At 73.4% G+C, this 24,239-nt stretch carries 21 protein-coding genes; 5 read left to right on the top strand and 16 right to left on the bottom strand.

What is annotated here, in order from left to right:
* Nucleotides 1–76 precede the first annotated feature (76 nt).
* Nucleotides 77–1,645, top strand: a complete 1,569-nt coding sequence (locus AB0E85_RS02330; protein WP_361921579.1) for a CocE/NonD family hydrolase — start codon at nucleotides 77–79, stop codon at nucleotides 1,643–1,645.
* A gap of 223 nt (nucleotides 1,646–1,868) precedes the next feature.
* On the opposite strand, the gene AB0E85_RS02325 is transcribed toward AB0E85_RS02330, so the two are convergent.
* Nucleotides 1,869–2,612, bottom strand: a complete 744-nt coding sequence (locus AB0E85_RS02325) for an amino acid ABC transporter ATP-binding protein (RefSeq protein ID WP_361921577.1) — start codon at nucleotides 2,610–2,612, stop codon at nucleotides 1,869–1,871.
* 140 nt (nucleotides 2,613–2,752) lie between these two features.
* Nucleotides 2,753–3,160 carry a DUF6278 family protein gene (locus AB0E85_RS02320; RefSeq protein WP_361921575.1) on the bottom strand — a complete coding sequence of 136 codons (408 nt, stop codon included), beginning with the start codon at nucleotides 3,158–3,160 and terminating at the stop codon, nucleotides 2,753–2,755.
* Nucleotides 3,161–3,408: 248 nt separating this feature from the next.
* Here AB0E85_RS02320 and AB0E85_RS02315 point away from each other — a divergent pair, with 248 nt between their 5' ends.
* The gene (locus AB0E85_RS02315) at nucleotides 3,409–5,184 is read left to right on the top strand and encodes an SGNH/GDSL hydrolase family protein (RefSeq protein ID WP_361921573.1); all 1,776 of its coding nucleotides are present in this window, start codon (nucleotides 3,409–3,411) and stop codon (nucleotides 5,182–5,184) included.
* Here AB0E85_RS02315 and AB0E85_RS02310 read toward each other — a convergent pair.
* The 8 genes from AB0E85_RS02310 to AB0E85_RS02275 all read right to left on the bottom strand — a co-directional run bounded on the left by AB0E85_RS02310 (nucleotide 5,181) and on the right by AB0E85_RS02275 (nucleotide 15,878).
* Nucleotides 5,181–5,960: an exodeoxyribonuclease III gene (locus AB0E85_RS02310; RefSeq protein WP_361921571.1), complete on the bottom strand. Its 780-nt coding sequence runs from the start codon at nucleotides 5,958–5,960 to the stop codon at nucleotides 5,181–5,183. The two genes, AB0E85_RS02315 and AB0E85_RS02310, sit on opposite strands and share 4 nt — an antisense overlap.
* Nucleotides 5,961–6,013: 53 nt before the next feature.
* Nucleotides 6,014–6,649, bottom strand: a complete 636-nt coding sequence (locus AB0E85_RS02305; protein WP_361921569.1) for an MBL fold metallo-hydrolase — start codon at nucleotides 6,647–6,649, stop codon at nucleotides 6,014–6,016.
* Nucleotides 6,650–6,683: 34 nt separating this feature from the next.
* A complete protein-coding gene (gene pcaC / locus AB0E85_RS02300; RefSeq protein WP_361921567.1) occupies nucleotides 6,684–7,991 on the bottom strand; it encodes a 4-carboxymuconolactone decarboxylase in 1,308 nt (435 codons plus the stop codon).
* A 150-nt stretch (nucleotides 7,992–8,141) separates the two neighbouring features.
* On the bottom strand, nucleotides 8,142–10,373 hold the full coding sequence (locus AB0E85_RS02295) for an SWIM zinc finger family protein (protein ID WP_361921565.1): 2,232 nt from the start codon (nucleotides 10,371–10,373) through the stop codon (nucleotides 8,142–8,144).
* A complete protein-coding gene (locus AB0E85_RS02290; protein WP_361921563.1) occupies nucleotides 10,370–13,222 on the bottom strand; it encodes an SNF2-related protein in 2,853 nt (950 codons plus the stop codon). The genes AB0E85_RS02295 and AB0E85_RS02290 overlap by 4 nt, the downstream gene beginning before the upstream one ends.
* 83 nt (nucleotides 13,223–13,305) lie before the next feature.
* Nucleotides 13,306–13,887 carry a sugar kinase gene (locus AB0E85_RS02285; RefSeq protein WP_361921561.1) on the bottom strand — a complete coding sequence of 194 codons (582 nt, stop codon included), beginning with the start codon at nucleotides 13,885–13,887 and terminating at the stop codon, nucleotides 13,306–13,308.
* Nucleotides 13,884–15,032, bottom strand: a complete 1,149-nt coding sequence (locus AB0E85_RS02280) for an ROK family glucokinase (protein ID WP_361921559.1) — start codon at nucleotides 15,030–15,032, stop codon at nucleotides 13,884–13,886. The genes AB0E85_RS02285 and AB0E85_RS02280 overlap by 4 nt, the downstream gene beginning before the upstream one ends.
* Nucleotides 15,033–15,140: 108 nt before the next feature.
* Nucleotides 15,141–15,878: a GntR family transcriptional regulator gene (locus tag AB0E85_RS02275; protein WP_209442542.1), complete on the bottom strand. Its 738-nt coding sequence runs from the start codon at nucleotides 15,876–15,878 to the stop codon at nucleotides 15,141–15,143.
* A 128-nt stretch (nucleotides 15,879–16,006) separates the two neighbouring features.
* On the opposite strand from AB0E85_RS02275, the gene AB0E85_RS02270 reads away from it, so the two are divergent.
* Nucleotides 16,007–17,026, top strand: coding sequence for a Gfo/Idh/MocA family oxidoreductase (locus tag AB0E85_RS02270; RefSeq protein ID WP_361921557.1), 1,020 nt, complete (start codon nucleotides 16,007–16,009; stop codon nucleotides 17,024–17,026).
* 16 nt (nucleotides 17,027–17,042) lie between these two features.
* On the opposite strand, the gene AB0E85_RS02265 is transcribed toward AB0E85_RS02270, so the two are convergent.
* Nucleotides 17,043–17,720 (bottom strand): response regulator transcription factor, encoded by a 678-nt coding sequence (locus AB0E85_RS02265; RefSeq protein WP_359634042.1) that lies wholly within the window; start codon nucleotides 17,718–17,720, stop codon nucleotides 17,043–17,045.
* A 46-nt stretch (nucleotides 17,721–17,766) separates the two neighbouring features.
* Nucleotides 17,767–18,984: a histidine kinase gene (locus AB0E85_RS02260; RefSeq protein ID WP_361921931.1), complete on the bottom strand. Its 1,218-nt coding sequence runs from the start codon at nucleotides 18,982–18,984 to the stop codon at nucleotides 17,767–17,769.
* 234 nt (nucleotides 18,985–19,218) lie between these two features.
* On the opposite strand from AB0E85_RS02260, the gene AB0E85_RS02255 reads away from it, so the two are divergent.
* Nucleotides 19,219–19,419, top strand: coding sequence for a hypothetical protein (locus tag AB0E85_RS02255; RefSeq protein WP_361921555.1), 201 nt, complete (start codon nucleotides 19,219–19,221; stop codon nucleotides 19,417–19,419).
* 39 nt (nucleotides 19,420–19,458) lie between these two features.
* On the opposite strand, the gene AB0E85_RS02250 is transcribed toward AB0E85_RS02255, so the two are convergent.
* Both AB0E85_RS02250 and AB0E85_RS02245 read right to left on the bottom strand, forming a co-directional pair.
* The gene (locus tag AB0E85_RS02250; protein WP_361921553.1) at nucleotides 19,459–19,854 is read right to left on the bottom strand and encodes a ribonuclease; all 396 of its coding nucleotides are present in this window, start codon (nucleotides 19,852–19,854) and stop codon (nucleotides 19,459–19,461) included.
* Nucleotides 19,855–19,961: 107 nt separating this feature from the next.
* Nucleotides 19,962–20,588, bottom strand: coding sequence for a dihydrofolate reductase family protein (locus AB0E85_RS02245; protein WP_361921551.1), 627 nt, complete (start codon nucleotides 20,586–20,588; stop codon nucleotides 19,962–19,964).
* Between the two features lie 180 nt (nucleotides 20,589–20,768).
* On the opposite strand from AB0E85_RS02245, the gene AB0E85_RS02240 reads away from it, so the two are divergent.
* Entirely contained in the window at nucleotides 20,769–21,512 is a 744-nt protein-coding gene (locus AB0E85_RS02240) for an SDR family oxidoreductase (protein WP_361921549.1), read from the top strand.
* Nucleotides 21,513–21,737: 225 nt separating this feature from the next.
* Here AB0E85_RS02240 and alc read toward each other — a convergent pair whose 3' ends face one another.
* Nucleotides 21,738–22,853 carry an allantoicase gene (gene alc / locus AB0E85_RS02235; protein WP_361921547.1) on the bottom strand — a complete coding sequence of 372 codons (1,116 nt, stop codon included), beginning with the start codon at nucleotides 22,851–22,853 and terminating at the stop codon, nucleotides 21,738–21,740.
* A 38-nt stretch (nucleotides 22,854–22,891) separates the two neighbouring features.
* Entirely contained in the window at nucleotides 22,892–24,232 is a 1,341-nt protein-coding gene (gene allB, locus AB0E85_RS02230) for an allantoinase AllB (protein WP_361921545.1), read from the bottom strand.
* Nucleotides 24,233–24,239: the final 7 nt, after the last annotated feature.

The following is a 24,239-nucleotide window of genomic DNA, read 5'->3' as shown; positions in this document are numbered from 1 at the left end:
ACTGACGGGTTACCCCTGGTAAGACGTCGAGGTTACCGTTCGGTCACTTTGCACTGACACGAGTGAGGAGTGACCCGTGGGACCCCACCGCAAGGCCCTGCGCACCACCGCCGTAGGCGCCGTCTCGGCGACCCTGGTCGCCGGCACCGCCCTCGGATTCGCCCCCACCGCACAGGCGGCGCCGAACCCCGTCCGCTTCGTCGACATCGCCGGCGACGGCGGCACCGTCCTCAAGGCCAACGTCGTGACCCCGGCCGGCGCCCGCGGCACCGACCGCTACCCGCTGCTCGTCCTGCCCACGAGCTGGGGACTGCCCCAGATCGAGTACCTGGCCCAGGCGCAGAAGCTCGCCGACTCCGGGTACGTCGTGGTCACGTACAACGTGCGCGGGTTCTGGCAGTCGGGCGGCGAGATAGAAGTGGCGGGCCCACCCGACGTCGCCGACGCGTCGAAGGTCATCGACTGGGCACTCGCGCACACCCCCGCGGACGCCGGGCACATCGGCATGGCGGGTGTCTCCTACGGCGCGGGCATCAGCCTGCTCACCGCCGCGCACGACAAGCGGATCAAGGCGGTCGCCTCACTCAGCGGCTGGGCCGACCTGATCGACTCGATCTACGCCGGACGCACCCAGCACCTCCAGGCCGCCGCCCTGCTGGACGGCGCGAGCGTGGTGACGGGCCGCCAGGGCGCCGAACTGCGGCAGATCTTCGACGACTTCTACAGCTCCAACCTGGCGAAGGAGCCGGAACTCATCGCGTGGGGGAAGAAACGTTCCGCTGCGACGTACGTCGACCGGATCAACGAGAACGGCGCGGCGATCATGCTCGCCAACGCCTGGGGCGACAGCGTCTTCCCGCCCAACCAGTACGCCGACTTCTACGAGAAGCTGACCGGTCCGAAGCGGCTGGAGATGCGCCCCGGCGACCACGCGACAGCCGAACTGACCGGCCTGTTCGGACTGCCCAACGACGTGTGGAAGGACACCGAGCGCTGGTTCGACCACTACCTCAGGGGCGAGGACAACGGCATCGACCGCGAGCAGCCCGTCCAGCTCAAGTCCCGCTCCACGGGCGGCTACGAGGGCTATCCGGACTGGAAGTCGGCTGGCGCCACGGACCGCAAGATCGCCCTCGGAGGAGCGAAGACGATCCGCGCGAACGTCAACTCGGGGGCGGACGGCGGTGTCGTCTTCCTGTCCAGCATCCTCGACCAGGTGGCCCAGCTGCCGCCCATGGCCTCGATCCCCCTGCTCCCCCGCCGCTGGGCTGCCGTGTGGCAGTCGGAGAAGTCGGCCACGGCCCAACGGGTGCGCGGAACGACGAAGTTGCACACGACCCTCACCCCGACCAAGGAGAGCGGCACCCTCGTCGCCTACCTGTACGACGTGGGGCCGCTCGGCCTCGGCAAGCTGGTCACCCACGCGCCGTACACCTTCCACGGGCGCACCCCCGGAAGGCCGTTCGGCGTCGACCTGGAGCTGTACTCCACGGCCTATGACGTCCCGGCCGGGCACCGCCTCGCCCTGGTCGTCGACACGGTCGACCCGCTCTACATCGAGCACAACCCGTCCGGCGCGCAGCTGACCTTCTCCTCACCGGCGAACGACCCGTCGTACGTGTCGGTTCCGCTGCGCGAGCAGTGATCTCCGGCTGCCGCCGGACGGGCCTGGCCGATGTGAACCGCCGCCCCCGTGGCCTTCGGGCCGTGGGGGCCGCACCCGGTGGGAAGTGCCCCGCGGACCGGGCGGGCGGTCTGCTCATCCCCGGCGGGATCGGCGGTCTTCGGCGAAGTCCCCCTCTCCGACAGGGATGAAGGGCACATCGTAGTCGAGGTCCGATCCGATGAGCCGTCCGGTGCCTGCCCGTTCAGTGCTTGAGGATCTTGGAGAGGAAGTCCTTGGCGCGGTCACTGCTCGGGTTGGTGAAGAACTCGTCGGGGCTGCGGTCCTCGACGATCCGGCCGTCGGACATGAAGACGACCCGGTTGGCGGCCGAGCGGGCGAAGCCCATCTCGTGCGTGACGACGATCATGGTCATGCCGTCGCGGGCCAGTTGCTTCATGACCTCCAGCACCTCGTTGATCATCTCCGGGTCCAGGGCCGAGGTCGGCTCGTCGAAGAGCATCGCCTTGGGCTCCATGGCCAGGGCGCGGGCGATGGCCACGCGCTGCTGCTGGCCGCCGGAGAGCTGTGCCGGGTACTTGTCCGCCTGATTGGCGACGCCGACCCGGTCGAGGAGTTCACGGGAGCGCTTGTCGGCGTCCTCCTTCCGGCGCCCGCGGACCTTGACCTGCCCCAGGGAGACGTTCTGGAGGACGGTCTTGTGGGCGAAGAGGTTGAACGACTGGAAGACCATGCCGACGTCCGCGCGGAGCCGGGCCAGGGGCTTGCCCTCCTCCGGCAGCGGCTGCCCGTCGAGGACGATCTCCCCGGACTCGATGGTCTCCAGCCGGTTGATCGCCCGGCAGAGGGTCGACTTCCCCGAGCCCGACGGGCCGATGACCACGACGACCTCCCCCCGGCCGACGGTGAGGTTGATGTCCTGGAGGACATGCAGCTCCCCGAAGTGCTTGTTGACGTCACGCAGCTCGATCAGCGGCTCGACGGCCATGCTCAGCCCTACTCACTCTCAGCTGTGTGGTGGTTGCCGCAACGTATCCAGGCAAGATCGGACTTGTCGGGCGACACGCACTTTTCGATCATTAGCCGTATTTACGCCGGACTTTGGGCCAAAGGTTGCGGTCATGGGGCTCACGACTCCGCGACTTCGGCGTACAGCTGCGACAGCTCGGGGACCCCGTTCACCGCCCACTCGTGACCGGAGTCCACGACGTCGAACTCCCGGCCGGAGACCAGTCGCACGACCGGTTGTCCGTCGGACCGGATCTCCCAGGCGGCTCCCGGAACCGTGCGCACGATGACGGTGCCGAGGTAGAGACCGGCGTCGTTGCCGAGCCAGGGCAGCGTCTCCTCGTCGTCCCGCCAGCGCGGCACGAGCTGGTCGAGCGCCTCCAGGGAGGCCGCGGAGTCGTCCAGCCGGACGCCCTCCCGGTACGCCTGGGAGCGGAGCAGTTCGCACTCGGCGAGGAGTTCCGCGATGCCTGCGGGGTCGGGGAACCCGACCTTCCGGCGCCGGTTGCCCAGGAAAGGGATGTTCATACTCCCAGCGTGTCATTCGTACCGCCGTACGCACCACAGGGCGCGCGGGTCCGCCGATCCCGGTCGAGTTCAGGCCGAGTTCACGCAGGGCGCGTTGACGGGTCACTCCCGTCTCCCTAACTTCACCGTGCGTCTTGTGTCCCGGCTGTCGTTGTCTCTTCGGTTTCGTCTCTTCGGTTTCGTCTCTTCGGTTTCGTCTCTGCGTTCCGTCTGTTGCGTCGTGTGTCGATGAGCGGGAGGAGTCGGCCGTGCGCCGATGTGTCCGGGGGATCCTGGTCGTCCTGAGCCTGTGCGGGTCGCTGGTGCCGACGGTGTCGGCGCAGGCCGCCGAGCGGGAGCGGGCGGCACCGGTGCCGCTGGAGCGGCTGTTCGACAACGTGGCGGTCAGCGACGACAGCCGGCCCCGGGAGGCCGACTTCGACGGCTTGGGCGCCTCGCTGTCGGCGCGGGACCTCACGGCCGCGGGCTGGACGCCCGGCCGCGTGCTCACCGTGCAGGGCACCCGGCTGACCTGGCCGAAGCGCCGGCCCGGCGAGCCGGACAACGTCCGCGCCGCCGGGCAGGACGTGCGGGTCACGGGGCGCGGGGACGCCCTGGCCTTCCTGGTGGCGGGCACCGGCGGCACGGAGGTGGGCGGCCCGGGCACGGTCACGTACGCGAACGGCACCCGCTCCCGGTACCGGCTCACCGCGCCCGACTGGCGTACCGGGCCGCTCGCGACCAAGGCGGTGGCCCTGCCGCACATCAACACGCCCGGCGGCCGACTCGACCGGCAGGCCCGCCTGTACGTCGTGACGGTGCCGCTGGTGCCGGGGCGCGCGGTGAGGTCGGTCCGGCTGCCGAGCGCGGCCGGGCTGCACGTCTTCGCGATGTCGGTTCGGACCGCCACACAGGGCTGGACGGGCAGCTGGACGACCGCCACGGGCGGCTACGCCGCCGTGGGCCCCTGGACGGACCGGACGCTGCGACTGGTCGTGCACACGTCCACCGGCGGGCCCCGGGTGCGGATGCGGTTCGACAACACCTTCGCGGCCGCTCCGGTGCGGATCGGGAGCGCGACGGTCGCGGTGCAGGCGTCCGGCGCGGCCTCGCGGGGCACCCCGGTGGCGCTGTCGTTCGGCGGTGCGGCGGGCGTGACGATCCCGGCCGGGGGCCAGGCGTACAGCGATCCGCTCGGCTTCTCCGTACCGGCGGAGACCAATCTGCTGGTGAGCTTCCATCTGCCCGGGACGGTGGCGGCCGCGCCGGTGCACGGGCTCGCCCAGCAGCGCTCGTACGTCAGCGAGCCGGGCGACCACGCGGCCGACACCGCCGCCGGGGCGTACACCTCGGTGATCACCCGCTGGCCGCTGCTCGCCGGGGTCGACGTGAGCGGCGGTCCCGGCTCCGTGGTGCTGCTCGGGGACTCGATCACCGACGGCGACAAGTCCACGGTGGACGCAAACCGGCGCTGGCCGAACGTCCTGGCCGGCCGGCTCCTGAAGCAGAGCACCGTCCCGCGCTACGGCGTGCTGAACCTCGGCATCTCGGGCAACCGCGTGGTCACCGACCGCTACCCCGGCGACGGGGTGTCCACGGACACGGCCGGGGTGAGCGCCCTGCACCGCTTCGACCGGGACGTCCTCGCCCAGCCGTCGGCGCGTACGGCCGTCGTCTTCGAGGGCGTCAACGATCTGCGGTGGGGCGCGTCCGCGCCGGCGGTGATCGCCGGGCTGCGCGAGCTGGCTGCTCGGGGGCACGCCCGGGGGCTGCGGATGCTCGCCGCGACGATCCTGCCCTGCGAGGGCGAGGCGCGGTGCACCGCCGCCGTCGACGCCGAGCGGGTCGCGGTGAACGAGTGGATCCGCAGCGGCGAGGCCTTCGACGCCGTGCTCGACTTCGACGCGGTGGTCCGCGATCCGCAGCGGCCGTCCCGGATGCTCCCCGCGTACGACAGCGGGGACCGTCTGCATCCGGGCGACACGGGGCTGGCGGCCCTGGCGGACTCCGTCGACCTGCGGCTGCTGCGGCCCCGAAGCCTCTAGACGTCCAGGTCGACGACCACGGGGGCGTGGTCCGAGGCGCCCTTGCCCTTGCGCTCCTCGCGGTCCACGTACGCGTCGCCGACCGCCTTCGCGAAGGGCGCGTTGGCGTACACCAGGTCGATGCGCATGCCGCGGTTCTTCGGGAAGCAGAGCTGGCGGTAGTCCCAGTACGTGAACGGCTGGTCGTACTTGAGGGGGCGCGGGACCACGTCGGACAGGCCCGCCTCGCGCAGGGAGGCCAGGGCGGCGCGCTCGGCGGGGGTGACGTGGGTGGAGCCCTCGAAGAAGGCGGGGTCGAAGACGTCGTCGTCCGTCGGCGCCACGTTGTAGTCGCCCATCACCGCGAAGGGGCGGCTGCCCGCCGCGTCGCCGGCGACGGCGGCCTTGAGGGCCTCGAACCACTGGAGCTTGTAGGCGTAGTGCGGGTGGTCCACCTCACGGCCGTTCGGCACGTAGACCGACCAGACGCGCAGCGGGCCGCACGTCGCCGAGATGGCGCGGGGCTCCACCGAGCCGTCGAACCCGGGGTCGCCGGGCAGGCCCTTGACGACGTCCTCGATGCCGACGCGGGAGAGCACCGCCACGCCGTTCCACCGGCCGGTCGCGTGGACCGCCGACTCGTAGCCCAGCTCGCGCAGTTGCTCCGAGGGGAACTGCTCCTCGGCGACCTTGGCCTCCTGGAGGCACAGCACGTCCGTGCCGCTGCTCTCCAGCCAGGCCAGGAGCCTCGGCAGGCGGGCGGTGATCGAGTTCACGTTCCAGGTCGCGATGCGCATGCCCCACAACCTACCCGGAGGGTCTGACAACGCGGTCCGGTCCCTGCGCGGCCTCAGACCTCGGCGGACTCCCCCGGCGTCAGCCGCAGGTGCTGCGCGCCGCCGAGCTGCCCGATCTGCCGGTCGTAGATCGGGCGGGCCAGGTCGGTGAGGAGGGCGTCGTGGATGTCGTAGGCGCGCTGCGGCTTGACCTCACGGACGTAGTCGATGACCTCGGAGATCTTGCTCCAGGGGGCCATGACGGGGAGCATCAGCGTCTCCACCGGATGGTCGGGGACGGTGAGGGCGTCGCCGGGGTGGAAGACCGCGCCGCCGTCGACGAGGTAGCCGACGTTGGTGATGCGCGGGATGTCCGGGTGGATCACGGCGTGGAGTTCGCCGTGGACCTGGACGTCGAAGCCGGCGGTGGTGAAGGTGTCGCCGTGGCCGACGGTGTGGACGCGGCCGGGGAAGGCGGAGGAGATCTTCTCCGCGACCGACCGCAGGGTCCAGATCTGGGCGGCCGGGTTGCTCTCCATCGCGGCGCGCAGCCGGGACTCGTCGAAGTGGTCGGGGTGCTCGTGGGTGACGAGGATCGCGTCGGCGCCGAGCGCGGCGTCCTCCTCGGTGAAGGCGCCGGGGTCGAGGACGAGGGTCCGGCCGTCCTTCTCCAGACGGACGCAGGCGTGCGACTTCTTCGTGAGCTTCATGAATCCATCCTGCCTCCGCGCCCGTCGCGCGGACTCACTCCTGGGGCGTGGTCTCCTGCCGGATGACCTGCTGGGCCACCTTGAACGCGCTGTTCGCGGCCGGGACGCCGCAGTAGACGGCCGCCTGGAGCAGCACTTCCTTGATCTCTGCCGGGGTGAGGCCGTTGCGCAGGGCGGCTCTGGTGTGGACGGCCAGCTCGTCCAGGTGGCCGCCGGCGACCAGGGCGGTGAGGGTGACGCAGCTGCGGGTGCGCCGGTCCAGGCCGGGGCGGTCCCAGATCTCGCCCCAGGCGTAGCGGGTGATGAACTCCTGGAAGTCCCCGGAGAACTCGTCGGCCTGGGCGAGCGCGCGGTCCACGTGCGCGTCGCCCAGCACTTCGCGGCGGACCTTGATCCCGGCGTCGTACGGGTCGGGCCGGCCCTGGGCCTGGGGTGGTACGGCGAGCGGGGCGATCTCGGCGACGGGCCCGGTTTGCAGGGGCTGCGGCGGGGCGGGGGACAGCACCGGCTTGAGGGCGGCCGCGGGCAGGGCGGTCTGGCCGGTGGAGGTCTCGAAGACGGGCTGCCAGGCGGTGGAGAAGTGCCGCACCAGCAGGTCGGTGACCGCCCCGGGCTGCTCCACCGGGACGAGGTGGGACGCGCCGGGGACGACGGCGAGGCGGGCGTCCGGGATGCCGGCGACCAGGGTACGGGCCTCGGCGGGGCCGGTGACCTGGTCGTCGGATCCGACCAGGACCAGGGTCGGGACGCCGACCCGCCCGAGTTCGGAGCGCACGTCGAAGCCGGCGAGCGCCTCGCAGGAGGCGATGTAGCAGCCGGGGTCGGTGGTGCGCACCATCTGCACGGCCCACTCGGTGATCGCGGGCTGCGCGGCGGCGAACCCGCCGGTGAACCAGCGCTCGGGTGCGCTGCGGGCGATCGGGTCGAGGCCGTTCGTGCGGACGATCACGCCCCGCTGGCGGAACTCGTCGGCCGTGCCGAAGCGGGGTGAGGCGGCGATCAGCGCGAGCGAGGCGAGCCGCTCCGGGTGGCGCAGGGCCAGCTCGATGCCGACAGCGCCGCCGAGCGCGCAGCCCGCGTAGCCGAAGCGCTGCACGCCGAGCCCTTCGAGGGTGGCCAGCAGCCGCGTGGTGAGGTCACTCACCGAGCCCGCCGGGTACGCGGGAGCGCCGCCGTGGCCGGGCAGGTCGAACCGGAAGACGCGCCACTGCTTGGTCAGCTCGGGGATCTGGCGGTCCCACATGTGCCATGTCGTGCCGAGCGAGGGCCCGAGGATGAGGACGGGGGCGTCCTCGGGGCCGTCGAAGCGGTACTGGAGGGCAGGGGTCGTGGTCTCACTCACCGCTCCACGCTAACCGCCGGTTCCGGCACAGCCGACACGGGTCCCGGGATCCTTGCACCCGGCTCCCGGATATCACCGGTGAACCCTCACGCCGCCTTCACTGATGTGCCCGGGAGCACTCGGATGCGGGCCATGGGCGCTGGGGCGCGTTCAGAGGTCGCTCGGCACGCCGAGGCCGGTGAGGGCGCCGACCGGGTCCAGGTCGGGAGTGCCTCTCGGCCACCAGTCGTCGTGGCCCGGATCGGACTCGTAGGCGTACCAGAGGCCGTCGCGGCCGAGGCGGAGCTGGAGGTGGCCCCGGGGGTGGGTGAGGTGGTTGCGCCAGGGGCGGAAGGCGGGCAGGTCGGCGGCGAGCAGGAGGGGGCGGGCCCGGTCGAACCGCCCGGCCGGCGGGTCCCACGGCTCCTCCAGTACGGCGAGGCCCTCCAGCCCTCCCTGACGCCAGGCGGCGACCGCCCGGGCCAGCTCGGACGGGGTGCGGCCCGCCGCCGAGGCGAGGGACGCGTAGAGCGACCGGGTGCCGGCGGTGAGCCCTGCCCCGGGGCGGGCCGCGGCCAGGCGCACCGCGTCCTGCCAGAAGGTCAGCTGCCCGACCGGGTCACGGCCGGTGCCGAGCAGGGCGTGGGCGCGGGCGGCGGCGTCCGTGGCGAGCTGGTCCAGGGCCAAGGGGTCCGGGCCGCCGGGGGCGGCCGGGTAGGCCGGGGGCTGCTCGGGGTGCGCGGGCGGAGGCAGTGGTGCGGGCAGGGGCGCGAGCGCGCGCGACGCGAGGACCTCCGCGGCCCGCACGCCGGGCAGGGGCGCCGGGCCTTTGTCGCGCGCGGCTCGCGCCGCGCGGGTGGCGCTCAGCCGGGACAGCGCGTCGAGCAGTTCCCGCTCGCCCCGGCCGCGCAGCAGGAGCAGGACGAAGGGGTCGGCGTCGAGCAGCCGGGCGGTCTGGTAGCAGAGGGCCGCCGCGTGCTTGCAGGGATGACCGCGGTCGGGGCAGCTGCACCGGGGCTCCAGGTCACCGGGGCCGGGCAGCAGCGGCACGCCGCACTCCGCGAGGGACTGGGGCATCTCCTTGTCGAGCAGCGCCGCGATGTGCCCTGGGCGGTCGGCGGCCGCGTCCAGGAAACGGTCCCAGTCGGTGTCGTCGAGCGTGCGCAGCCGTACCTGGACGCGGTACGGGCGGGGGCGGCTGCCCTGGACGTAGGCCAGGACGAGTCCGGGCGTCACGGTGATGGCGTCGACATTCCCCTGCGCGGCGTACCCCCGCCCGCGCTCCAGCCGCTTCACGTCCAGCGCGCCCTGCTCCAGCGCACCGACCCAGGCGTTTCCCCACCAGCTCTCGGCGAAGCGGTCGCCGTCCCGGGGCGGGAAGGGCGGGAAGGTGCGGCGCAGGTCGCCGTCGCGACCGGGGGCCGCCATGGAGCCCGGAGCCGTGGGGGCGGCTGTTGGGCCGGGGGCGGTCGTGGCGGGTGGCGGGGACGCCGGGTGGGCGGGCCCGGAGGCGCGGGTCGGCGGGGTCGGGGCCGCCGGTGCTGTCGGGGCCGTGGGCTCCGGGGCGTCGGTCGCGGCCACGGCCGGGGGCGCCGGGGCACTCGTCCCGGGGGTGGGAGCCACGGCCGACGTCGCCTGACCGTTCCTCTCGTCGAGGTCGGAGGGCGCCTCCTCCGGTCCGGCCGGCGTGTCCGGCCGTCCTGCCGGGTCCGGGGCGTCCGATACATCTGGCGTAGCGGACGCCCCAGGGGGGCCGGACACGTCCAGCGCATCTGACAGATCCGGCATCCGGAACGCGTCCGAGAGCAGCTGTCGTACCTCGGCTGCTCCCCCGCCGACGCCGTGGTCGCGGGCTCGCCGGGCGGCCGCCGCCCTCTCGTCCACGCCCTTGTGCCGCGCCCTGCGCCTGCGCCGGGCGCCTTCCCGCTCGGTCTCCTCCCGAGCGCGCCGCGCTTCGTCCCGGGTCGCGCGCAGCGCCTCCCGCGCGATGTCCGCCGCGCGGGGCCCGGGCCGGTCGGGGGCACCTCCGCGGGGACCGGCCGTGGGCGCCTCGGCCTCCTGCGCCTCGGCCTCCTGCGCCCCGGCCTCCTGCGCCTCGGTTCGCACCTCGGCCGGGGCGGGCCCGGCCGCGTCTTCACGCGAACGCTCCGGCGCGGACGGCGGCTCTGTCGCAGCCCCGGCTCCCCGGGTCTCCTCCTGCGCGTCCTGCTCTTCTCGCCGGCCGCTCCCCCGGTGCCCGGGCACCGCCTTCCGCAGCGCCTCACGGGCGGTGTCGCCGGGGCGCGGGACGTCCCGCCCCGCGGGCTCACCGGGCGGGGACGATGCCGGGTCCGGTCCCTGGGCCGCCCGTGCGCGGGCCTCCCGCAGGGCCCGGCGGGCCTCGTCGGCCGGGCCGGGTGTCATGACGACCTCCGCAGGGACACCAGGTCGGACAGCTCCCGGTCCGTCAGTTCCGTGAGGGAGGACTCGCCGGAGCCGAGGATCGCGTCGGCCAGGGCGCGCTTGGACCGGAGCATCTCGGCGATGCGGTCCTCGACGGTGCCCTCGGTGATGAGGCGGTGCACCTGGACCGGCTGGGTCTGGCCGATGCGGTAGGCGCGGTCGGTCGCCTGTTCCTCGACGGCCGGGTTCCACCAGCGGTCGAAGTGCACGACGTGTCCCGCCCGGGTGAGGTTGAGGCCAGTGCCCGCCGCCTTGAGCGACAGCACCAGGACGGGTGTCGAACCGGCCTGGAAGCGGTCCACCATGCGCTCCCGCTCGGGGACCGGCGTACCGCCGTGGAGGAGGTCGACCGGTACCGCGCGGGTGGCCAGGTGGGAGGTGATGAGGCGGGCCATCCCCACGTACTGCGTGAAGACGAGGGCTGATCCGTCCTCCGCCAGCAGTGTGTCCAGCAGCTCGTCGAGAAGGGCGAGTTTGCCGGAGCGGGCGGCGAGCCGGACGCCCGCGGCCGGGTGGTGCTCCTCCTTGAGGAACAGCGCGGGGTGGTTGCAGATCTGCTTCAGCGACGTGAGGAGCTTCAGGACCAGGCCGCGGCGGGGCATGCCCTCGGCCGTCTCGATGGCGAGCATCGACTCGCGGACGACCGCCTCGTACAGCGCGGCCTGTTCGCGGGTGAGCGGCACCGGGTGGTCGGTCTCCGTCTTGGGCGGCAGCTCGGGCACGATGCCCGGGTCGGACTTCTTGCGGCGCAGCAGGAAGGGCCTGACCAGTCGGGCGAGGCGCTCCACCGCCTCCTCGTCCTCGCCGTTCTCCACGGCACGCGCGTGCCGGGCGCGGAAGGACTTCAGCGGGCCGAGCAGGCCGGGGGTGGTCCAGTCGAGCAGCGCCCACAGCTCCGAGAGGTTGTTCTCGACGGGTGTGCCGGTCAGGGCCACGCGCGCGGGGGCCGGGATCGTGCGCAGCGCCTTGGCGGTGGCCGAGTACGGGTTCTTGACGTGCTGCGCCTCGTCGGCGACGACCATGCCCCAGGCTCGCTCGGCCAGGGCGGGGGCCGCCGAGCGCATGGTGCCGTAGGTGGTGAGGACGAAGCCGCCGTCCAGGCCGTCGAGGCTGCGGTCCGGGCCGTGGAAGCGGCGGACCGGCACGCCGGGGGCGAAGCGGTTGATCTCCCGCTGCCAGTTGCCCAGCAGGGAGGCGGGGCACACGACCAGCGTGGGTTCGCCGCGCGCCCGTTTCAGGTGCAGGGCGATGAGGGTGACGGTCTTGCCGAGGCCCATGTCGTCGGCGAGGCAGCCGCCGAGGCCGAGGGTGGTCATCAGGTCGAGCCAGGCCAGGCCCCGCAGTTGGTAGTCCCGGAGGGTGGCCTGAAGGGCCGGGGGCGGGTCGGCCGGGCGGATCCCCGCGGTCAGGCGGTCGCGCAGGGCGGCCAGCGCGCCCACGGGGACGGCCTCGACCGTCTCGCCGTCCACGTCGGCCGTGCCGGTGAGGGCGACGGACAGGGCATCGACCGGGTCGAGCAGGCCCAGGTCCCGTTTGCGGGCCTTGCGCACCAGCGCCGGGTCGACCAGCACCCACCGGTCGCGCAGCCGGACGACCGGGCGGTGGGCCTCGGCGAGCGCGTCCATCTCGGTGTCGGTGAGCGGGTCGCCGCCGAGCGCCAGCTGCCAGCGGAACCGGAGGAGGTCCTCGCTCTCGAAGAAGCTGGTGCCGTCGGTCGCCGAGCCGGGGGCCGGGCGGACCACAGCGGCGGCGGACAGGTCCTGCGCGAGGTCCCGCGGCCAGTGCACGGCGACCCCGGCCGCGGCGAGCCGGGTCGCCGCGACGCCGAGCAGGTCGCTCAGCTCGTCCTCGGTCAGGGCCAGCACGTCGGGCACGTCCTGGTCGGCGAGCCGGTCGAGCGGGGGCCAGACCCGCGCCGCGCGGCGGACGGCGAGGGCCGCGTCCACGCGCGCGCGGGGACCGAAGGCGTCGTCGGCCTCCCCCGCCCACAGGGCCGCCGCGTCGGCCACGAGGGTGGGATCGGCGAGGCTGTGCACCTGGACGATCGCCGCGCCGGCACTGCGGGCACGGCCGTCGGAGGCGTCGTCGAACAGGTCGTAGGCCGACAGGTCCAGGCGGAGCGAGATCCGCACGCCGGCGTCCATGCCGGCGGCGACCTCTGCGGCCCAGTCGTGAGCGGCGGGCAGGTGCTGGGGCTCGCGGGCCGCGAAGGGCCTGCCGGAGGTGTGCGGCGCGGCCGGGGTGCGGGGCAGGGTGTCGGCGACCGCGTCCAGGAAGGCGCGGACGAGCGCTTCCGGTTCGGGCAGCCGGATCGGGCCCGGGCCGGGCAGCGGGACGGGGTGGCCCTCGTAGGGCAGGGCGGCGGCGACGGCGCGCAGGTGCGCGATGTCGTCCGGGTCGAGGGGGCCGGCGCGCCAGGCGTCGTGGCCCGTGGAGGTGAGGCCGGGCAGCAGCCGGCCGCGGGCGGTCAGCCGCAGGGCATGGAGGGCGGCGGCGCCCCAGCAGGCGGTGGCGGGGTGGGCTCCCGGGTCGTGGCGGGCGCGCACGAGGAGCGGCAGGGCCGCGTCGAGCGGGAGGGTCAGTGCGGGGGTGGTGCGCCGCCGGACCCCGGCGGCGCCGTGCCGTCGTACGACGGTCAGCTCGGTGACGGCGGTGTGCTCCGGGTCCCCCGGGGGCAGGGGTTCGCCTTCGGGGTCCCAGACGGCGATGCGGCCCTCGCGCGGGAGGGGGGCGGGCAGGAAGACGACCGGGAGCCTGGCCGGGAGGGCGGGCGCCTCGGCCCGCTCGGCCACCGCAGTCGTGCGGTCCATACGTCCGGTCACCTCCCGCCCGCGTTCCGGATCAGTTGTCTCCGACTCTACGGGCGGGGTCTGACAATCGGCCCCGGCGACGGTCAGGGCACGGTCCGCGCGACCACGTACACCCAGGGGTACGCCGGGTTGGACAGGTCCACCACCACGTCGTGGGTGGGGGCCGGGTTCTTCTGCCGGTGGACGAAGCCGTACCAGGAGTCGGTCGTGGCGAACTTCCAGCCGGTGACCTTCCGGTCGCGGGCGCCGATGGTGACGTCGCCCTGCTTCAGGTCCTTCCTGGTCACGCCCAGGCCGGTCAGGTAGGCGTCGAGACCGGCGGCGTTGGTCTCGAACTGGGTGTAGAGGCGGCTGGTCTTCCAGTTGTTGGTCTCGTAGTACGCCACGTGCCAGGCCGGGTGCGGCACGGGCACCTGGTAGATCCGGCGCTGGAGCTTGGAGGGCCAGCCCTCGGTCAGGCCGGTCGCCGAGTACTTCGCCTCCTTGTCCTTGCCGCTGTCGCGGCTCTGGTTCGCGGAGATCACCAGGTAGCCGGCCGGGATGCCGATGAGCAGGACGATGATCAGCAGGGTGAGGGCCCTGCGGCGGATCATGTGGCGGCGGTCCTCGACCGGGCGGTCCGGCTCGTCGGGCCAGGATCCCTGGTGGGGCAGGGAAGCGGTCACGGCGTCTCCTGGGTACTGCGGAGCGACTGCGTGTAGCGCTCGTACCGCTCGTAGCGCTCCACGCGGCGGCGCTTGGCGCGGCGGAAGCGGCGGGCGACCAGCCGGGCGAGGTCGGCGGCCCCGACCATGCCGGCCTCGGGGCCGAGCTGGGCCCGGACGATGCGCGCCTCGGGGCGGTAGCCGCGGCCGGTGAGGTGCCGCTTGAAGGCGTCCCGGGCCGGGCCGATCAGCAGGTCGTCGGCGGCCGAGACGCCGCCGCCGATCACAAAGCAGGACGGGTCGAGGGCGGCGGCGAGGTTGGCGATGCCGACGCCGAGCCACTGGCCGATGTCCTGGAGCAGCTCGATGCACATGGCGTCGCCGTCACGGGCCAGCTCGGTGATCATCGGGCCGGTGATGTCGCCGATGCTGCCCTTGACGTGCTCGATGATCCCGTACGCGACGGGCGAGTCGGCGGCGGCCAGCTCCCGGGCCTCGCGGACCAGGGCGTTCCCGGAGCTGTACTGCTCCCAGCAGCCGCGGTTGCCGCACGGGCAGCGGTGGCCGCCGGGCACGACCTGCATGTGGCCGAACTCGCCGGCGACGCCGTACTTGCCGCGCTTGACCTGGCCGTCCTCCAGGATCGCGCCGCCGATGCCGGTGCCGAGGGTGATCATGACGAGGTGGTCCTCGCCCCGGCCGGCGCCGAAGCGCCATTCCGCCCAGGCGGCGGTGTTGGCGTCGTTGTCCACGAGGACGGGCACGGAGAGCCGGCCCGAGAGGCGGTCGCGGAGCGGTTCGTTGCGCCAGGACAGGTGGGGGGCGAACAGCACGCGGTTGCGGTCGGCGTCCACCCAGCCGGCCGCACCGATGCCGACGGCGTGCACGTCGTGCCGGTCGGAGAGGTCCAGGACCAGCTCGGCGATGGTGTCCTCGACGACCTTGGGGCTCTTGGACTTGTCCGGGGTCTCCGTGCGGAGCATCTCCAGGATGTTGCCGTCGGCGTCGACGACGCCCGCCATCACCTTCGTACCGCCGATGTCGATGCCGACCGTGGGCACGCGCGGCGCCGTCAGGTGCGAGCGGCGCTCCCGGGTGCCGGCGGTGCGCAGGGCCGTGGCACGGCGGGAGCCGATGGGGGCGGTGAGGTCGCGGTAGGTGCTCATCGCCGCCGATTCTGCCTCACGGGGAGGCAGCGTGCGGAGCACAGGGGTGGTGCGGATCATCGCCGCGTGCGGGTCGGTGGGGGCTTGTCGCGCAGTTCCCCGCGCCCCCTAGGTACGCACGAGCAACTGGAATTCGAAGGAATAGCGCGTCGGGCGGTACGTGTGAGTGCCGTACTCGACAGCTCGGCCCGTGTCGTCGAACGTGACGCGTTGCATCGTCAGCAGCGGCGCGCCCGTCTCCTCCGCCAGGCGCTCCGCCTCCTCCGTGGTCGCCGCGCGGGCGCCGATCGACTGGCGGGCGCTGTGCAGGGTGATGCCCGCCGCTCGCATCAGACGGTAGAGGCCGGTGGTCTCCAGCTGGTCCGTGTCGAGATCGATGAGGCCGGGCGGCAGGAAGTTGCAGAGGTAGGCCATGGGCTCGCCGTGGGCGAGGCGGAGGCGCTCCACGCGGTGGACGTCGCTGTCCTCGGCGACGCCGAGCGCGGCGGCGACCTCGGCGGAGGCGGGGACGAGCTTGTTGACGAGGACCCGGGTGGCCGGGCGCTGGCCCGCCGCTTCCAGGTCGTCGTAGAGGCTGCTGAGCTCCAGCGGGCGCTTCACCTGGCTGTGCACGACCTGGGTGCCCACGCCGCGGCGGCGGACGAGGAGGCCCTTGTCGACGAGCGACTGGATCGCCTGGCGGACGGTCGGCCGGGACAGGCCGAGCCGGGCGGCGAGTTCGATCTCGTTGCCCAGCAGGCTGCCGGGGGTCAGCGTGCCGTGCTCGATCGCGGCTTCCAGCTGCTGGGACAGCTGGAAGTACAACGGCACGGGGGAGCTGCGGTCCACGCTCAGCTCGAGCTGCACGGTCGGGTCCACTTCTGGTTTCGGCACGGGGCGAGCGTAGCTCCGTGCGTTGTTGACGGGAAGTCGTGTAGTCAGATTGTCCGGACATACAGATTGACAGCGGGGCGCGGGGCACGCACTTTGTTTTCATGCGCATCGGCGTCATCGGTACGGGCCGCATCGGCACCATCCACGCGAACACGCTGAGCCGGCATCGCGACGTCGGCTCCCTGATCCTCACGGACGCGGACCCCGCCAGGGCCCAGGAACTGGCGCACCGGCTGGGCGAGACGGCTGCGCCCGGCGTGGAGGAGATCTTCCGCTGGGGGGTCGACGCGGTGGTGATCACGACGGCCACGTCGGCCCACGCCGAACTGATCGGTCGGGCAGCACGCTCGGGCCTGCCGGTGTTCTGCGAGAAGCCCATCGCGCTGGATCTGCCGGGGTCCCTGACGGCCATCGCCGAGGTCGAGGCGGCCGGGACGGTTCTCCAGATGGGCTTCCAGCGCCGCTTCGACGCGGGCTACACGGGCGCGCGCGAGGCCGTGCGCGCCGGCCGGCTGGGGCGACTGCACACCGTGCGGGCCCTGACCAGCGACCAGGCGCCGCCGGACGCCGCGTGGCTGCCGCTGTCCGGCGGGCTGTACCGGGACACGCTGATCCACGACTTCGACGTGCTGCGCTGGGTGACCGGCCGGGAGGTGACGGACGTCTACGCCGCCGGGTCCGACGCGGGTCCCCGGATGTTCCGGGAGGCGGGCGACGTCGACACCGCCGCCGCGGTGCTCACCCTGGACGACGGCACGCTCGCCACGCTCACCGCGACCCGGATGAACGGCGCCGGCTACGACGTGCGCATGGAGCTCGCCGGGGAGCGCGACCAGATCGTGGTCGGTCTGGACGACCGTACGCCGATCGCGTCCACGGAGCCGACCGGGCCGCCGGCCGCGGACAAGCCGTGGACGGGTTTCCTGGAGCGCTTCGGCCCTGCCTACGAGGCCGAGCTGAACGCGTTCGTGGAGGTCGTCCGGGGCGAGCGGGCCAACCCCTGCGACGGGCGGGAGGCCCTCCAGGCGCTGCGGATCGCCGAGGCGTGCGAGCTGTCGCGGCGGGAGCGCAGGCCGGTGCGCCTCGCGGAGATCGCCGGCGCCTCCCCCGCGTTCGCCTGACGGCGGGCCGCCGCGGTCAGCGCTCTTCCTGCTCCTCCTCCAGGAGCCCCGCGTCGTAGGCGAGCAGCGCGATCTGCACCCGGTTGTTGAGGTCGAGCTTGGCGAGGATGCGGGAGACGTGTGTCTTCACGGTGGCGACGCTCATGAACAGGCCGGTGGCGATCGCGGCGTTGGCCAGACCCCGGCCGACCGCGACGGCGACCTCACGCTCGCGGTCGTTGAGCGCGGCCAGGCGTTCGCGCGCGCGGGTGCGGCGCGTGTCGGCCGCGGTGCCGACGGCGTGCCGCATCAGCTGGCGGGTGACCGTGGGCGACAGGACCGGGTCGCCGGCCGCGACTCGGCGTACCGCCGCGAGGATCTCGGCCGGCGGGGTGTCCTTGAGGACGAACCCGGCGGCACCCGCGCGCAGCGCGCGCAGCACCTGCTCGTCGGCGTGGAACGTGGTGAGGACCACCACCTGCGGGGCGTCCTCGCGGGCGCGCAGCCGCTCCGTGGCCGTGAGACCGTCCACCGTCGGCATCCTGATGTCCATGAGCACGACGTCCGGGCGGGTGCGGTCGACGAGGGCCTCCACCTCGGCGCCGTCGGCGGCCTCGCCGACGATCTCGATGTCGTCGGCGCCGCCCATCATGAAGGACAGCCCGGCCCGCACCAGCGGATCGTCGTCGACGAGGAGCAGTCTGATCGCAGTCATGGGCCTTACGTTTTCACGGCCGGGCCGGGCCGCGGGGCACGAGCCGTCACCCCCACGGCAGCCACGCCCGCACCTCGAACCCGCCCTGCGGGGTGGGCCCGTGCTCCAGCCGGCCGCCGGTGAGGGTCGCCCGCTCGGTGAGGCCGATCAGCCCCTGGCCGGAGCCGGGCACGGGCGGCACCTCGCCCTCGGGCGGCGGGTTGTGCACGAGGACGGTCAGGCCGGTGCCCGGGGCGCCGGCGACGGTCACCGTGACGTCCGAGCCGGGTGCGTGCTTGCGCGCGTTGGTCAGGCCCTCCTGGGCGATCCGGTAGGCGGTGCGGCCGACGGAGGACGGGACGGCGGCGGGGTCCGCGACGCGGTGGTCGAGGGAGACCTTCATGCCCGCCTCGCGGGACTCGGCGACCAGAGAGTCCAGGGCCGCGAGCGTCGGCTGCGGACGGCCGGTGTCGTCCGGTTCGCCGGCCCGCAGCACGCCGATGATCTCCCGCAGGTCCTGGAGCGCGTCGTGCGCGCTCTCCCGGATCACGCCCGCCGCCCGCGCGGTCTCCGCCCAGGACGCGTCGGGCCGGAACTCCAGGGCGCCCGCGTGCACGCTCAGCAGGGTCAGCCGGTGGGCGAGCACGTCGTGCATCTCGCGCGCGATCGCCTCGCGGGCGAGCCGCTGCGCCTGCTCGGCCCGCAGCCGCGCCTCCGTCTCGGCGCGCCGGGCGCGGTCCTGGAGGCTCACCATGAGCTGCCGTTTGGCCCGTACGAACATGCCCCAGCCGACGACGGCCACGGTGAGCAGTCCGGCGAAGAGCACGGCCACCAGGTAGGGGAGGTCCGCTTCGGGGCGCACCCAGTAGTAGAGGGGCACCAGCGCCACGTTGACGCCGCCCACCCAGGCCACGTACCGGAAGGGGCGGTGCACGGCCAGGGTGAACAGGGCGATGAGGCCCGCGGCGCCCGAGGTGTCCGAGAAGACGTTGAGGGGGGTCAGCGCCACGGCCAGACCCAGGGGCCAGCGGCGCCGCAGCCAGACCGCCGCGCAGGCCAGCGCACCGATCACCTGGTCGACGACGGCGAGTCCGTCCGGCACATGGGGGTTGTCGGCGAGCGCCTCGACGGCCGTCAGGCCCACCACCACGGCCAGCAGGAAGCAGGAGAAGTCGACGACCCAGTCGCGGGCGGTGCGCCGGGGCCGCCGCCCGGCCCGTGCGGCGTCGGGGTCGAGTTCGTGCAGGAGGGCCGACGGGAAGAACCATCTGCGCCCGGTCGGCAGCGCGGGCGTCCCTGCCGCCGGTACCGGGGAGGCGTGCCGCACGTCGTCACCGCTCACGAGGGCCAAATCTACGCAGCGCAGGCCCGTCGCACCCGCCCTCGCCCGCAATCGTCGACCAAAGTCGCCGCGGTGCAGACTTTCGATGCCGTCGTGGCGCCGGAGCGGAGACTTCCGCTCCCGGCGGCCCGCCTCGCGGCCGATGTGCGTGGGGGCCCGCGGGGCGAGGCTGACGGCATGAAGCAGGTACTGGAGATTCTCGGCTTCCTCGCCCTGGTCCAGGGCGTGGCGGGCCTGGTGCACGAATTCACCGACTGGAACTGGGGCCTGGTGCACCGTCTGGGGTTCCTCGACGGCTACGAGGTCTACGCGAGCGTGGCGCTGCTCGTGCTGGGTGTCGCCCTGTTCGCGGCGGCCGGGAGCCGGAAGTCCGTCTGAACGGCCTGACGGACGTCCGGCCCGCGGCCCCGGCCGGGCTCAGCAGCCGTGGTCGACCAGGGCGAACGACGCGTAGTGGTCGGCCGTGTAGTAGTCCTCCCGGTTCTGCTCACCGGTGACGATGCGCCGCGCGCCGCGGGTGGAGGAGCCCGGGGTGATGACCGTGTACTCGTGGTAGTACCCGGACGACTGGCTGGGCAGGATGCCTTCCCGGTTCTGGAAGACGGTGCCGTCCTGGTCGAACGGGTAGGGACCGCCCTGCTCGATCAGGTCGAGCGTGTCGTGGGCCTGGGACGGCAGCTTGCTGTAGCAGATGTCGCCGACGGCGGTGGGGGCGGCGCCGGCCGTGGTGGCGGAGACGGTTCCGCCGACGAGGAGGGCGGACAGGAGGGCGGCTGCTGCGCCGAGCCGCGAGGCGCGTGGGGGGAAATTCATGAGCCTCATGATGACGCGCGTAGACGCTGGCATGTCAATGACAAGCGTGGAGAATTTCCTGTGAAGCCCCGTGCGTTCGCGGGAAGTTCACCCGCGCACCGGCGCCCTCACGCCTCCTCCGGCAGTCCGAACTCGCCGTACTCGGGGCGGCCCTTCAGGTCGTACGTCTGGACCGACACGCCCGCACCGGTGACACTGCCGCCGGTGTGCTCGAACGCGGTCGGTACGGCGCCCTCCGTGAACAGCCGGAACCCGGAGCCCAGCACGACCGGGAAGGTCAGCAGGTGCAGGGTGTCGACGAGGTCGAGCGCCAGCAGGGACCGGACCAGGGCACCGCTGCCGTGCACCTGGACCTCGCCGTCGCTGCGCTCCTTCACGGCGGCGACCTCCTCGGCGAGATCGCCGGTGAGCACCGTGGTGCCCGCCCAGCCGGGGTCCGTCAGGGTCGAGGAAGGCACGTACTTCGGCAGGGAGTTCAGCTTGGAGGCGACCGGGTCGGCGGGGTCGGTCACCTTGGGCCAGTACGTGGCGAAGATGTCGTAGGTGCGGCGGCCGAGCAGGAAGGCCCCCGGGCGGGCGAAGACCTCGCCGATGAACCGGCCGAAGTCCTCGTCGGCGTACGGGAAGCTCCAGCCGCCGTGGGTGAAGCCGCCCCGGGTGTCCTCCTGCGGCCCGCCGGGGGCCTGGTAGACGCCGTCGAGGGTGACGAAGAGGGTGGAGACGAGCTTGCCCATGGCGGGTGCCTTCCTTCCGGTGGGCCGGGATCTGCTGCCATCGGTTCAGACCTCGCCACCGCCCGCAACTCATCGCTGGGCCGTACGCCCGCCCCGCGCAATGGCGTATGCGGCCTGCGGTCCCACCTCGACGTCCGTTCGCCGCCGGCACCGGTGTGGTGCGGCCGCTGGGATGGACTCATGACCATTCAGGGAACTCTGCACGGCAAGGTGGCTCTCGTGACCGGCGGGAGCCGTGGGATCGGCGCGGCGACGGCGGTACGGCTGGCGCGGGAGGGGGCGGACGTGGCCGTCGGCCACGTGAACGGCAAGGAGGCGGCCGAGGGGGTCGTCCGGAAGGTGGAGGCGCTGGGGCGCCGGGCGGTGGCGCTGCGCGCGGACGTGGCGCGGCCTGCCGAGGCGGCCGCCGTGGTGGACGCGGCGGCACAGGCGCTGGGCGGGCTCGACATCCTGGTCAACAACGCCGGTGTGGGGGTGCTCGGGCCGCTGGACACCCTGTCGCTCGCGGAGGTGGACCGGGTCCTCGACGTCAACGTACGGGGTGTCTTCCTGGCCTCCCAGGCGGCCGCGGCGCGGATGCCCGAGGGCGGGCGGATCATCACGATCGGCAGCTGCATGGCCCAGCGGGTACCGGGACCCGGCGGGACGCTCTACGCGACGAGCAAGGCGGCCCTGGCCGGTCTGACCAAGGCGCTGGCCAGGGAGCTGGGTGGACGCGGGATCACGGCGAACCTCGTCCTGCCCGGCCCGATCGACACGGACATGAATCCGGCGGACGGGCCGTACGCGGCCGGCCAGGCGGCGATGACGGCGCTGGGCCGGTTCGGCACGGCGGACGAGGTGGCGTCGATGGTCGCCTACCTTGCGGGGGCGACGTACGTGACCGGGGCGGAGTTCCCGGTGGACGGCGGCCACGCGGCATGAGGCGCGTGGGACGCACCGGCGCAGTCCGGCCGGCGCACCCCACGCTCACGACGTGATTCAGCCACCCAACTCCTGGTGGCGCGCCGCTAGCCGACGGTCGCCTACCTGGCAGGGGCGACGCATGAGACCGGGGCGGAGTTCCCGGTGGACGGCGGCCACGCAGCATGAGGCGCGTGGGACGCACCGGCGCAGTCCGGCCGGCGCGCCCCACGCTCACGACGTGATTCAGCCACCCAACTCCTGGTGGCGCGCCGCCAGGCGGCTCGTGCCCTCCTGGGTCAGGGAGCCGAACAGGCGGAGCCGGGAGATGCCCCCGTCGGGGAAGATGTCCACGCGCGCGTGCGTGCCGACGGCCGGTTCCGGCAGGACGAAGCGGTGGTTGGTGTCGGGCTGGAGGCGGGTGCGGGGCAGGATCTCCTGCCAGTCGCCGTCCTCGCCGTCCCTGACCGACACCGAAGCCCAGCCGGCACTGTTGCCCTTGAGGTAGGCGGTGTCGATCTCCAGGGCGCGGATCTGCGCCTGGGCGGCCAGCCGGTAGCGGATCCAGTCGTGGCCCTGGTCGCGGCGGCGGCGGGTCTCCCAGCCGTCGTCCATCTTGAGGGAGCGGCCCGGCGCGATGGTGTTGGAGGCGGGCGAGTAGAAGCGGTTGGAGGCGTCCTCGGCCCGGCCGCCGTTCTCCAGGGCGACGACGTCGAAGGTGCCGAGCGCCTCCAGCCACGCCGGGTCGGGGACGACCTCGCCGTGGACGCGCAGGCGCGCGATGCCGCCGTCGGGGTGCTGGCTGACCCGCAGGTGCGTGAAGCACTGCTCGACGTCGACGGCGAACCCGTTCGCCGCGTGGCCGCCGACCGGCGTGCGCGGGACGAGGGTCGTCCACTTCACGTCGTCCCCGAGGAGCTCCTCCGGTGACGGGGAGCCGATGACGCGGGTGCCCTCGACGGACACGGCCTGGGGGTAGTTGCCGCGGAAGTGGGCGGTGTCGACGACGATCCCGCGGATCACGCCCGGGGCGCCGAGGCGGACCAGGGCCCAGTCGTGGTCCTCGGCGGTCGGCCAGGGGTGGCCGGCGGAGGCGCCCCGGCGGCGGCGCGTCTCCCAGCCGTCCATGATCTTGCCCTTGTGACCGAAGTGCTCGGGGTCGAACTCGGCGGGCCCGGGCACCAGCAGGTTCTCGCGCTGGGCGAAGAACTCGTCGTTGGCGGCGATGACACCGGCACCGAGGCGCCGGTCGGCGAGGTCGGTGTACTGGGTGAAAGGGAAGTCGGCGGTGCGGTAGTCCGCGTACGGGTCGCCGCCTCCGTAGGGGTTCGCGTCGCCGGTGAAGCTGGGGATCGCCGTCACGATGATCAGGTCTGCCTTTCGGGTGTCCGGGATGGGATTCAGTTGGTCCGGGTGAGGAGCCGCCCCTTCGGTTCGGTGAACTCGCCGTCCGCGACGACGCGCTGTCCGCGCAGCCAGGTGGACTTCACGACGCCGTGCAGGGTCTTGCCGGCGTAGGCCGTGACGCGGTTGCGGTGCTGGAGGGCGACCGGGTCGACGGTGAAGGTCTCGTCGGGGGCGAGGACGGCGAAGTCGGCGTCGCGGCCCACCGCGATGGCGCCCTTGCGGTCGTCGAGGCCGACCAGTTCGGAGGTGCGCGCGGACATCCAGCGCACCACGTCCTCCAGGCCGTGCCCGCGCCTGCGGGCCTCCGTCCAGACCGCGGCCAGGCTCAGCTGGAGTCCGGAGATGCCGCCCCAGGCCGTCGCGAAGTCGTCGGTCTTCAGGTCGGCCGTGGACGGGGAGTGGTCGGTGACGACACAGTCGATGGTGCCGTCGGCCAGCGCCTGCCAGAGCAGGTCCTGGTTGGCGGCCTCGCGGATGGGCGGGCAGCACTTGAACTCGCTGGCGCCGTCGGGGACTTCCTCGGCGGTGAGGGTCAGGTAGTGGGGGCAGGTCTCCACGGTGATGCGGACGCCCTGCGCCCGCGCCTCGGCGATCATCGGCAGGGCGTCGCTGGAGGAGAGGTGCAGGACGTGCACGCGCGCGTGGAGGGCCTTCGCCTCGCGGATGAGCTGGGCGATGGCGGTGTCCTCGGCGTCCCGGGGGCGGGAGGCGAGGAAGTCGGCGTACTTCGGGCCCGGCTGCTGCGGGGCGGAGGCGAGGAGACGGGGGTCCTCGGCGTGCACGATGAGCAGTCCGTCGAAGGCGGCGATCTCGGCCATGGTGCGGGCCAGGGGGTCCCGCTCCAGGTGCGGGAACTCGTCCACGCCGGACGGGGACAGGAACGCCTTGAAGCCGAACACGCCGGCCTCGTGCAGCGGGCGGAGCTCCTTGATGTTGTCGGGCAGCGCGCCGCCCCAGAAGCCGACGTCGATGTGCGCCTTGTCGGCGGCGACCCGCTGCTTGGTGCGCAGGTGCGGGACGGTCGTGGTCGGCGGGAGGGAGTTCAGGGGCATGTCGACGAGCGTCGTGATGCCTCCGGCCGCGGCGGCGCGGGTGGCCGTCCAGAAGCCTTCCCACTCGGTGCGGCCCGGGTCGTTGACGTGCACGTGCGTGTCGACGAGGCCGGGCAGCAGGACGTGGTCGCCCAGGTCCTCCAGGCGGGCGCTCTCCGGTACGGGAGCGTCGTACGGGAGGACGGCCGTGATCGTGCCGGCGGCGACCGCGACCGATGCGGCGCGCGTCCCTCCGGGAGTGATGACACGCGTCGAGCGAAGCACCAGTTCAGCGTCGGACACCCGAACC

The organism is Streptomyces sp. NPDC029044 (assembly GCF_040637495.1).
In the GTDB taxonomy this organism is placed as follows: Bacteria; Actinomycetota; Actinomycetes; order Streptomycetales; family Streptomycetaceae; genus Streptomyces.
Note: the sequence above shows the minus strand (reverse complement) of the source record. Positions and strands in the feature narration are given on the sequence as shown.